Source organism: Flavobacterium caeni, assembly GCF_900101895.1.
In the GTDB taxonomy this organism is placed as follows: Bacteria; Bacteroidota; Bacteroidia; order Flavobacteriales; family Flavobacteriaceae; genus Flavobacterium; species Flavobacterium caeni.
Window position 1 is genome coordinate 354,507 of the sequence record NZ_FMVF01000004.1, and the last position, 11,831, is coordinate 366,337.

Consider the following 11,831-nt stretch of genomic DNA (forward strand, 5'->3'; position numbering starts at 1 on the left):
GTCGTCGTGACCGTACCGGTCTCGTCGATCGTGCCGTCGCAATCGTCGTCTACGCCGTTGTAAGGCACCTCTACGGCGTTCGGGTGGATCGCACCTACGCTGTCGTTACAGTCGGTGTTGTCAAGGACATAGCCTGCTGGCGCAGATCCGGTACAATCTTCCACAGCAACTGCAGGGTTTCCGTATCCATCGCCGTCGGCATCTTCGTAATAGGTGTAACATTCATTGCTGAAATAAATGTTGTCCAGGTAGATGGTGGTCGCGGCGTTGATGCTTTCGAGTTTCAAGCCCCAAACCTGCGTCAAATCGGCCGATGGGAAATTGCTCAACGGAATGCTGAGCGAGTTCCATCCGGCGGTCAGGTTCGACGCTTGGTACAGATGGTCGCCGTTGGCCAGCAAGAACACATTGATTCTCGAGAGCGCTGGATTGGCGTTCAAAGGCTCATTGAGGTAAACATCGAGGTGCAAATGGCTCATGCCCGATACGTCGAAGCGCACTTCGGCCTGATCGGTCAATCCCACCAATCCGAAATTGTCCAACTGCAACGCGGTGTTGCTTCCGTTCGGGATTTCGGTGGTTGTCGCGTTCGAGAAAAGCGCGGCGATGGTTGTCACCGCATTGGCGTAAACCGATGGATTACCCGTAAACATCGAAATCACTCTTTCTGGTTCTCTTGCCGGTGGAACCGGTGAGGCCGGTGGTGGTGGGAACGATACGACAAATTGTGCCGTGATGCTGCCCGATCCGTAACCGCCGTCGGCGGCTTGCGTTGCTGTGATGGTTGATGTTCCGCCACCCACGATGTGGATCATGTTGCCATTGACAATGGTCGCAACGTTTTGGTTGCTGCTGGTGTACGTGAACGCACCGGCGCTGTTTGAGGTTGGCGGCGTAATCTCGAAATCGGCATCGCCAAAAGCTTTTGCAGGAATCGAGAAATCAGTAATGGTAGGAGGCAGGAACGTTTCGGGTCTATAGAAATAGATGTTGTCTACATAAACCGTTTTTCCTGGTCCGTTACGGCTCTCAAACTTCAGGAAGAAAACACCGTTAGGGTTCAATCCTTGTGCGGTATAGGTCGACATCGGGATGTCGATGCTGTTCCATTGGTTTGGCGTGATGTTGAACCAAGCCATGCGATCGCCATTGTTGAGCAACCAAATGTTCATGCCGTTGCAGTCTTCAGAATAGACATCGACGTGCAACGTTTGCATGTTGGTGAGGTTGGCAGGTGTAAAGGTGAAAATCTCGATGTTGAAATTTTCCATCTTTTTGGCGTCGTTGCCTTCCAACTGTACGTCAGAAAGTGTAGACAGGTTTTGCCATGCCAGTTCCGAATGTGGCGTATAGGCATTGCTGTACAGCGAAATCACGTCCCATTCGTTTCTCGCAGGCGGGGTTGGCGCCGCGATGGCCAATGGCGGGTTGCCCACAACCAATTGTGCGCTGATCGATCCTGCTTCGTAGATGCCGTCGGCGGCCTGGTGCGCCGTGATGGTGGCTGTTCCAGGTGCGTGCAGGGTTACGGTGCTGCCGTCGATCGTGGCCACGCTGTGGTTGTTGCTGGTATAGGTGAACGCACCGGCGCTGCTTGAGCTTGGTGGCGTCAATTCGAAAGGCGGGTTCCCGAATACTTGCGCCGGGATGTTGAAATCGGCCAAGGTTGGTTCGATACCCGAAGGAACGTAGAAGTAAATGTTGTCGAGGTACATCTGGAACGGTCCAGGCGCAGAGTTCGATTCAAACTTCAATCCGTAGATGTTGGCCAAATTCGCCGATGGATAGTTCGACAAGTCAATGTCGAGCGAGTTCCATCCGGCGGTAAGCCCGTTTACCTGATACAGGTTGTCGCCCGGAGCCAAAAGGAATACGAACAAACTAGGAATAGGTGCATTGAGGTATACATCTACGTGCAATTTGGTCATGCCCGATATGTCGAAATTAGCACCGTTGGTCACATAACCCAAATTCCCCATGTTGTTGACTTGCAAAGCGGTGTTGGTGCCGTTGGCGACTTCGGTCATCGTTGTCGCGCCATTCGACCAATCGGCCCTGATCATGGTGTGGTCGTTGTCATACACGGTAGGTGTACCGGTAAACAAGGCGAATACATTGCTTTGGTCCCTTGCCGGTGGTACCGGAGAAGCACCAGGCGCCGGGTAGCTGGCCGTAAAGGTGGCCGTAGCAACGCCTTGTCCGTAGATTCCGTTGGGGGCTTGGGTAGCGGTAATGGTAGAAGTTCCGCCGCCTACAATGGTAAGCGTGGTTCCGGTGATTTGCGCCACTGCGGTGTTGCTGCTCGAAAACGTCCAGGCGCCCGCACTGTTCGAGGTTGGCGGGACAAGTGTAATCGGACCATCGCCTACCATCGCGCTAGGAACGGTGAACGTACCCAATGTTGGCGGTTGTGTTGTGGCCGGTCTGTAGAAATAGACGTTGGTGATGTACAACGTGGCGTTCTGGCCAAAAGTCACCGGAACAATCCATCTGAGTTTGGTCAAATCTACACCTGCTGGGGCAGACGAATAAGTACTCAACGGGATGTCAAAAGAGTTCCACGAGCCTTGCGCGACACCGCCCGGAACATCGAGTTCGCGGACCGTCACTACGGCGCCATTGTGTGCCTCGAGTTTGAGTCGCATCGAAGTGAAGTTCGGCGACCATACATCGATGTGCATGTGTGTCATTTGCGATACGTCTACGGTTGTTGCGCCAGCCGAGATGCCCGAATAGCTGTGGCCGGTATATTTTTTGACGACGCTCGCATCGCCCAAGGTTTCATCTACAATCGAAGTGGCACCACCGCCAAACGTGTCAAAAATAACACCCGGTTGGTTGGTATAAGCGGTGCTGTATTGCGATACGACGTCCCACGTATTCCTTGCGGGTGGCGACGTTGGTCCTGCTGCGGGCACTGTGGCGGCAAGCGCTACGTGCAAGGTTGCGGTCTTGCTTCCTGCCGCGTAGCTGCCGTTGGCGACCTGAGAAGCCGTAATAACCGTATCTCCGGCACCATTGATGGTGACCATACCGGTAGATGGGTTGATAGACGCTACGCCAGGAACGCTGCTGCTGTATGTGATGGGAACAGCCACGTTGTTGGAGGTAGCTGTCATCAAGAAAGGCGCATCGCCTTGTGTCTTGTATGTATGGTCGGCAATGACGACTGCAGGGTCAAAGGTAATCGTTGGCGCGGGTAGGACAGGGCCGCAAGACGCTTGTCCGTTGATATTCATTACTTGAATCTCTCCAACGCCACCCGTATTTGTGGTATAGAACAAAAACACGTTAAAATTAGCAGGGGGTGCGCCCGGCCAATTCAAAATGACACCATACGGAGAAGATGTAAATTGATGGCTTGAAAGAGGGACACCTCCCGTGTTGGGAAAACCTGCGATACTGGTAACGTTTGGTCCCAATACAAGCGTAGTTTGTTGCGGTCCGGTTTGGGTAGCCGTGAGAGTTGTCGCGTGATTACCCGAACTGATAGGCGTGTTACAGTAGTCTGTAGCATATCCTAACGAGATGCTCATCAAGAAAAAGAGCAGAAAGAATTTTTTAGTTTTCATAATAATTGGTTTTCATTTTGGTTGTTTTAAGTTACCGTGGGTTTCCCCAAGCTGTTTTTGTTTGATATTCAATCCAGTTGTGTGGTAATCGATTTAGTCAAAAAAAGATTCAATTATTTTCTGATGGCGTGTAAAAACGATATCGATTTCGTAAAAAATCTAAAAAATTCCACCTTTGGGTTAGTGAATTGGTAAACTAAGGAGCAAATATTTTAAAACCAGGTATTTTAAATCAACAATCATCTAGTAGGAAACAATTATTGTGACTGGGCTTAACGAAAAAAAAAAGAGGAAAACAGACCGTTAGGGATGGCCCGTTTTCCTCAGAAAAATCAATTCTTGACCAGCTTTACGGTTTTTTCGCCGCCTTGGGTCGAAACTTTGGCGAAGTAAATACCGGTCGAGAGGTCTGCCGCATCGATGACGGCTGTTTTGTTGTTTGGTTGCAACACTTGGATTTGCTTTCCAGAAATGTCGAACAAAGAAACCGACGTAATGGTTTCGTTTGCGGCGACATTCCACTTGTCTTTAGACGGGTTCGGATATGCGCCCACCGCTACGGTGTTGAACTGGCTTGTTCCGAGGGTTGGCTCTACGACAGACAGATAGATGTTGTCGAAGTATACAATGTCCGACACCAGGTCCGACGTGGTGCCCAATTTGTACTGGAAGAAGAAGTTCTTGTTAAAGCCGATGCCTTCAAAAAAGCTCAAAGGTACGTTCACACTTTGCCAAGATCCCTGAACGAGTGTTCCGTTGCTGCCGGCTGGCGTCAATTCATACACATATTCTACCACGCCGCCGTTGTTGCTGATCATGATAAAACGGATCTCGTTCGAGTTCGAATCGGCGAAATAATCAAAGTGCAACCACTGGTATTGTGAGATGTTGGTCGTGCCGTTGGTGCCTTGGCCATAACCGGCTACGGCAAAGTTCATCTTGATCGCCTCGTTTACGCCCGCTGTAGGGTCGAGGTCAGGGGTTCCGGCAAAAGTTCCGAAAGCGTAGTCCGGTGTCCAGATGTTGGTGAAACCGCCTGTATCGCCATAGATGCTCAATACTTGGTCGTTTGGTGTGCCCGGCATAGGAGACGGGTTCGGGAATGTAGCCGCAAAGTTAATGGTATAGGTTTCAGTCACCGAACCATTTTGCGAAGTGACCAATACCGACGCCGTTCCAGGGATTCCAGCCGCTTGGGTGATCGACGTCACGGTAGCGCCTGCATCAGTGGTCACAGCCGAAGTGATTTGTGGTACAACCGTAGTGCCCACTACCAACTCATAGTTGTATTCGGTAACCGATGTCGAGAAGCCCGGCAAGGTCGTACCGTTTACCTGCAAATCGCTCAATGATGCGTCAGAGCCCGGCGCAGCTGGCGTTTTCCAGAAATAGACGTTGTCCAAGTAGATTGTCGCAGGGGTTACACCGCCTTGCGCGTCGAACTTGATTTGGAACACGTTGTCCCAAGTCATGTTGGTAAAGGCGCTTTTAGGCAGGTTTACGCTGCTCCAGCCGTTTTGCACCAGTGGGATGTCGACCAATACTTCTGCTGCACCTGTACCATTATTAATAGGAGATACTTTTACGTTGGTGGCGTTTGCAGTCCAGATGTCGATATGCAGGTATTCCATGCCCGAAGCATTCTGTGGCGTAATATCGGTTCCTTGGTAGTTGAAATTTGGATACGCCAACACAAAGTTGCCTGTTCCGGGATCGTACGCCGGGTTGACTTGGCCATGACCGGTTTGTCCCCAGTTCGGATCGTAATTCGTCGCGACGTCGATAAACGAGCCACAATAAATAGAAATTACATCCGCCTGCGCGTTAGTTGGGACAGGCGCATTATTGGTAGGCTGTGCATAGGCAAAAACGCCGCTGAACAGCATAGTCAATAATAAAAAGGGAGTAAAATTTTTCATATGGAATATTTTTAGGTTTTTAATTACTAAAAGCGAAATTAAAGAATATGATGTTTACACTATTCATAATGGGTGCATATATAAACTATACAACTTTTAAAACCGATTTATACAGATTTTGTCGATAAAATCCTTGAAAATAAGGCTTTAACGGGGCGCCGAAAATACGACTTTCCAATTATTGTATGGTTGTTGTATAGTTTTTTTGGCCTGAAAAAGGAACTACAACGTTTTCTCTTGATAAATTCTTGACCCGAAAAAACCAATTTCTTCTGGTAATCTGTGTTTTTGGAAAATCTGCTTTTTTGCGTCAAAAAACACAAGGCCAAAACCATTATCGCTTCAAGGAGAAATGCGCCTTGAAATTTTCGCCGGTGCCGTTGTTGTCGTAATCAATCGTAAACCAATAATCGTTCGCAGGCATCACATTCCCGTTGTGCGTTCCATCCCATCCCGCACCATCGGTACTCATTTCTTTGAGCAATTTTCCGTAACGGTCAAAAATCCGGATCACACCGCCTTCGATACCCGAAACATTCCAACGGTCGTTGTACCCGTCCTGATTCGGCGTAAAGAACTTCGGATAACCGAGCACCTTGATGGTAGCCGTCAAATGCGTACAAAAATCGTCCACCACCGTCACGGTATGCGTACCCGGCAAAACCGAGGAGAACAAATTCCCCGATTGCCACGCGCCATGGTCAAGCTGGTACAAAAACGGCCCGACGCCGCCCACCACCGTAACCGTGACGGTAGGGTCGTCGGCAAACGGTTCCGATTGCGCCACCAGCAAACGTTGCCCCTGTTGCATTTCGCCTACGATTGCGTCGACCGGATCCGAAACACAACCCGCGCCATTGGTCGCAACAACCGTATACGTACCCACTTGCGCCGCCTCATAGGTGCTGGCCGAAGCCCCCGGAATCAGGTCGCCGCCAAAAAACCACTGGAATGTATGGCTGGCCGCGTCGAGTTGCGTGTCCAACGTATAGGTTTCGCCCAGCGCCGGCCCAGAACCCACGGTGCAAATCACGCCGTCGGCAATTTTAGGCACGGGTAACGGATGGATGGTTACGGTAATGTCGATCGGATTGCCCGTACATCCGTTGTTGGTAGGTGTTACACGGTAAACGACGGTTCCCGCCAACGTGCCCGTCAAGCCCACATTTTGAGCGATCTGGTTGCCGCTGCCCAATGTAGCGCCCGTGGTGCCGTTCTGGATCGCTGTCCAACTGAACGTCGTTCCAACCATGCCCGACAATCCAATCGCAAGGGGTTCGCCGTCGCAATAATGTAGGTTGCCCGTGTACGAAGCCACTGGGATCGGCAATACATGGATCGTCACCGAATCGGTCAAAGCGCTCGTACAAGAGCCGTCGGCCAATGATACACTTGTCAGTTGGTAGGTTTCGTTGGCCAACAATACGCCGTTGATCGTTGCGGTGCCCGTGGCGTTCAAAGTCACCGATTGTGACGCGCCGCCGTTGACCGTATAGGAAACGATGGCATTGGGCGTTCCCGTAAACACCACCGTACGCGTTTGGTTGGCGCAAACAGATGTCGCGTTCGCGCTGATCGTGGCCGTGGGCATGGTAAGTGCCGACACCGTGAGCGTTTGCGACAAGGTTTGCATACACCCGCCTGGGTCTGCCGCCGTCACATCGATCAAATCGAAATTGGTATTGGCGGTGACGTTGGTCATTACCAGCGAAGCGTTGCCCGACGCATTGAGTACAATCGATTGGGGTGCTCCGCCGTTACTCGAATACCGTACGGTGGCCAGCGCCGTCCCCGAAAAAGTCACCGTCGCCGATGATCCCGAACAAACCGGCGCGTTGCTCGAAAAAGAAGCCGTTGGCGCCACGCCCACCGCAATGGTCAACGATTGGCTGAGCGTCCGGGTACAAGGATTCGGCCCCGATGTGCTGACACTGGTCAGTTGATACACTTGGTTGCCGGTTAGCCCAGACAAGTTGATGTTCGCCAATCCGGCGCCATTTAGCGTGATGCTTTGCGCGCTGCCGCCGTTGACCGTGTAGGCGACCAATGCGTTGGGTGTTCCGGTGAACGAAACCACGCTCGTTTGGCTTCCGCATACCGTGGTAGGGTTGGCCGAAAATGTGGCCGAGGGCAAGGCGGTGCCCGATACGATCACTTGTTGTGACAAGGATTGCGTACAACTGCCGCCCAAGTTCACGCTGACCAAGGTGTAGGTGATGGGTGTCGTTACAGCGCCCGTGGGTACCGAGGCAAGTCCCGATCCATCGAGTGTCACCGATTGCGATGCGCCGCCATCGACGGTATAGGTCACCTGGGCGTTGGGCGTGCCCGTAAAGTTCACCAAGGCAGTACTCCCCGCACACACCGGAGCGGTCGATACCGAAGCGGTAGGCGATGCGTTGACGGCAATGGTTTGTGTATGGTTGATGGTACGTGTACACGAGGCAAGAACGGCCGATGTGCAACCGACGAGCGTATAGCTGGTGTTGGCCGTCAAGGCCGCCGTGGGCAAATTTGCCGTTCCCGAGGCATCGAGCGTAAGGGTTTGCGGCGCGCCGCCATCGACCGTATAGGTTACGATGGCATGGGGCGTACCGGTAAACACCACCAAAGCGGTACTGCCGCTGCACACGGCGGCGGGCGCAGACACGCTTGCGTTGGGCAAAGTTACGATCGTGAGCGAAACCGGCGTGCGCGTGCTGGCGAGACAGCCGGAGGCCAGGTTGTAGCTTTGCGCATAAAAGGTGCCGGCAGACGAAGGCGTGTAGTAAAGGCTATTGGCCAACAACAAGTTGCCGCCCGTTGGCGCATCATACCAGTCGACACCCGCTCCCGGCAGTGCCGAAACCGACAGCGAAGGGATGGCTTGGTCGCTACAAATGGTTTGGTTGCCGTTGCTCGCCGGGGCCATTGGAGCCGGTAAAAAGGAAACCGTAAAAAAGTTCGATGTCGTCGAGCAAAAAGGGTTGCCCAAATTGGCCAGATCCTGCGCCGCCCTGACACGGTAGTAGGTTTGTGTGCTCAACGTGGGCGTGGTATAGGCCGCGCCGTTTGCGCCGGGCAGATCGGTCCAGTTGATCGCATCGGTACTGGTTTGCCATTGGTAGACATAGGGCGTTACCCCCGAGGTGTTGGCGTTCAAGGTCACCGAGGCAGGATTACACGACGAAAAAGTGTCGCCCACCACCGACGGGCTCGATACCGTAGTCAGCTCGCCGCAGGCCGCAAACGAAATGTCGTCTATGGTCAGGTCGTTGCCGCAACCACCGAGTCCGTTGTTCTTCATCTTTAAGACCACCGATGTGTCGCTGGAGGTGGTAAACACAAGCGCGAATTGCTGCCAAACGGGCGTGGGTGTGCCCATGATGTTGCCCGTGTTGCCCGAACCCAGCAACGTGGTTTCGGTGGCATCCCAAATCTCGAAGCGCACATTGATCGGAATTTGCCCCGCGCCGCAATAATTGGTGTTGGGGTTGTACACGTTCATGAGCCAGGCCGAAAACTGGAAGGTGGTGTTGACGCAAAGTCCCGAGACCGTCCGCTTGTAAAAATCGCCCGACGTCCCTACGTGCGCGTTCATGAGCAGCATCTTGCCGTTGGGGCCGTTGGTTTCGTCGGGCGTATGGTCGAGCGAATAATGCCAGGTGCTGTACTGGTTCGAATGATAATATAAGGTGTAAAAACCGTCCTGCGGGGCGCCCGTCACAAAAGGATAGGTCGTGGTGCCTGCGGGCAATGCCGGGCCGTAGGTCATGCCGTTGCCGAAATTTTCGGTAAAGATCGGTTCGCCCAGGCTGCCGCCGCAAAATCCCAGCTGCGCATGGTTCTTGGCGCACGACAGTACAAACAACAAAGCGATAAAGGATCGGGTAAGATGCATGATGGATTCGTTTTGCGTCGGTCTGCCGTCCCAAGATTTGCGATACACAATCGAAATCGGGTCGTTCGACGCCAAATTAGTCGATCATAAAAATAAACGGATTGCTTTTTCGACTTTGTTAATCTGCGGTGATAAAAACTATACAGCCCGATGACCGATCCAAAAACCGCCAAGGCAAGCTATATAAGGAGTGCCCGATTGTAGGAAACCGTTTTTAGGCCCGCGCGAAAACGTTTGCAAAAAACCGATTTGTTGTAGTGTTGTAAGGGAGCGAAAACGTTTGAAGTTGTGTTTGCAAGGGTCAAAATCAGCTGTTTTACCTTAGGTGTCGGTGTTAGGACAGAACGCCGTGGTCGGATCCATTTGTTGCGATAAAACGAGTTGCGTCGACCGACCGGTTTGGTTTTGACCCGATTTATATCATTCTTGTGGCAAATTTTCTGTGGCAATTTTTCTGTTACAATTATTTTGCAACAGGAATTTTGTAACAACTTTTCAGGAAGGCTTATTCCAAAAATATTTCTTTCGCAGGAGAACGATCAAAAGGGTCGGGTGAATAGATTTCGGAAGGTTAAATCTTCGGATAAACGACTTTACGCGGATGCTTTTGCGCAAAATTGTGGATCAACTGTACGGTGTAGCTGTTGCTGCGGTACGGCGTGATGTGTTCTTTTAGTTCGTGGATGTGCTCCAGGCCGATGTCCGAAGAAACATAACCCATCCCATAAAAGTGTCCGTTCTCGACCCAGATGCAACTTTTTTCGTCGTCCGATCGGCCCTTGTCTACAATGGCAAAACTCGGCCGGTTCGATTGCAGGAAGTCGAGTGCACGCGCCACACGGTGGTTGTGTTCGGTTACATCGGGCAAGGCCAATGGCGTACGGTTGGGCAATCCGTCATCGGTGCGGCGGTACTGGCAAAAATGCGCATCGATCCCGAACTGTTCGCCTAGCGCGCGAAGCAGGTTGATGCCTTCGTATTCCATGCCGAACGTTTCTACGCAGCGTTGGAATTTGCCGGTTTTCCCGATGCCCAAATACTGGTAGCCGTTGCGCGCCTCATAATGGTAAAGCCCGAATTTGGCTTCGAACCGTTTGAGTGCGGTGTTGTACACCGGCCACAACTTCTTGATTTCGGAACATTCGAGCAACAAGGCCATGAGTTCGGTGGCGCATACCTCGAACGAAATCCCGTGGATGTCGCGCAAAAAATGCTGCCGTTGCGGCGTGATCTTGTGCCCCGTAAAATGCGATGCCACGCGCTTTTTGAGGTTGACCGCCTTGCCCACGTAGATTACCTTGCGCGCGCGGTTGTAAAAATAATACACGCCGGGTTTTTCGGGCAGTTGCTCAAAATCGCTTGGCGGTAAATTGGGCGGGAGCCGTTGGTCCTGCGCGGTTTTTTTGATCATCTGAGCGATGACGTCTTCGGTGTCGTTGGCGTGGAGCATCGCAAACAAAATTGCGGTTGCATCTGCATCGCCGCCCGCGCGGTGTTGGTTGACGATCGGGATGTCGAGGCTTCGGCACAAATTCCCGAGGCTGTACGACGGCAATCCCGGCTTGATTTTACGCGCGGCGCGCACCGTACACAATTTGCGCGCTGTCCATTTGAAGCCCGCCTGTTCGAGTTGGTGCCGAACGAACGAATAATCGAAGTTGACGTTGTGCGCCACAAACACGCGGTCTTGCAGTAGGCCGTACACTTTTTCGGCGATGTCGTCAAAAATGGGCGCGTGCTTGACCATGTCGTTGCTGATGCCCGTCATCGCAAAAATCGGCAGCGGGATTTCTTTTTCGGGGTTCACGAGCGTTTCCCAACGCTCCAATACGCGCACACCGTCGTGGACCAAGATGGCGATCTCGGTGATGCGGCTGCCGCTGGCGTTGCCGCCCGTGGTTTCGATGTCGACAATGGCGTATTGTGGTTTTTTCATAATCAAAGCGCTTTCGCAAAGTAACGAATTTGTCTAAACTCCAGCGGCACAACCGTTCAACCTTAACGTTTAATTTTTATCTTGCCGTAAATCCCGAACATGATCCAATCGACTTTTGTCTACAACATTCTTGATTTGTTGCTCGATGGCGACGAAGATGGATTTTCGGCGCGGTCGCAACTCCAGCACCTCACCGATGTCGAAACGCATTACGATGCCGAGGGGGTCGTGGTGTATTTTGATTTCGACGGACCGTTGCCGGAACCCGACGACGAGGAAGACTTGGTGTTGTCGGGCGTTTTCATCGTATCTGAACAGGACCAAATAGAGGCCGAAGCCGTTTTGTATTTTGCCGACGGCATTGTCGATTGTCTTGAAATCGTTTGCCTTAGCGGCGATTATCCACCCCGCGAATTGACCCAGTACACGCTGACGCAGGACTGGGGGCTCGGTCGTACGCTGTCGGTTATGGGTTAAGACCTTCACGCAACCCTTACGGCAAAGCGCAATCTATTGCGAACAAC

Annotated in this window: 5 protein-coding genes; 1 reads left to right on the top strand and 4 read right to left on the bottom strand. The window is 52.2% G+C overall.

Going from position 1 to position 11,831, the window contains the following annotated elements:
* The 4 genes from BLP55_RS05455 to BLP55_RS05470 all read right to left on the bottom strand — a co-directional run.
* Positions 1 to 3,572 (bottom strand): MopE-related protein (locus BLP55_RS05455; protein WP_211516812.1); only part of this gene is annotated, 3,572 nt, incomplete at its 3' end.
* A 332-nt stretch (positions 3,573 to 3,904) separates the two neighbouring features.
* Entirely contained in the window at positions 3,905 to 5,491 is a 1,587-nt protein-coding gene (locus BLP55_RS05460; protein WP_091141308.1) for a T9SS type A sorting domain-containing protein, read from the bottom strand.
* Positions 5,492 to 5,825: 334 nt separating this feature from the next.
* Positions 5,826 to 9,371, bottom strand: coding sequence for a T9SS type B sorting domain-containing protein (locus tag BLP55_RS05465; protein WP_139149611.1), 3,546 nt, complete (start codon positions 9,369 to 9,371; stop codon positions 5,826 to 5,828).
* Positions 9,372 to 9,942: 571 nt separating this feature from the next.
* Positions 9,943 to 11,307, bottom strand: a complete 1,365-nt coding sequence (locus BLP55_RS05470) for an exonuclease domain-containing protein (protein ID WP_091141310.1) — start codon at positions 11,305 to 11,307, stop codon at positions 9,943 to 9,945.
* A gap of 99 nt (positions 11,308 to 11,406) precedes the next feature.
* Here BLP55_RS05470 and BLP55_RS05475 point away from each other — a divergent pair, with 99 nt between their 5' ends.
* Complete coding sequence (locus tag BLP55_RS05475; protein WP_091141311.1) at positions 11,407 to 11,784, top strand: hypothetical protein; 378 nt, start codon at positions 11,407 to 11,409, stop codon at positions 11,782 to 11,784.
* The last annotated feature ends 47 nt before the right edge of the window (positions 11,785 to 11,831 follow it).

Bases quoted from the DNA above. Each gene is read 5' to 3' on its own strand.
- BLP55_RS05460 (WP_091141308.1), bottom strand. From the start codon at position 5,491: ATGAAAAATTTTACTCCCTTTTTATTATTGACTATGCTGTTCAGCGGC.
- BLP55_RS05465 (WP_139149611.1), bottom strand. From the start codon at position 9,371: ATGCATCTTACCCGATCCTTTATCGCTTTGTTGTTTGTACTGTCGTGC.
- BLP55_RS05470 (WP_091141310.1), bottom strand. From the start codon at position 11,307: ATGAAAAAACCACAATACGCCATTGTCGACATCGAAACCACGGGCGGC.
- BLP55_RS05475 (WP_091141311.1), top strand. From the start codon at position 11,407: ATGATCCAATCGACTTTTGTCTACAACATTCTTGATTTGTTGCTCGAT.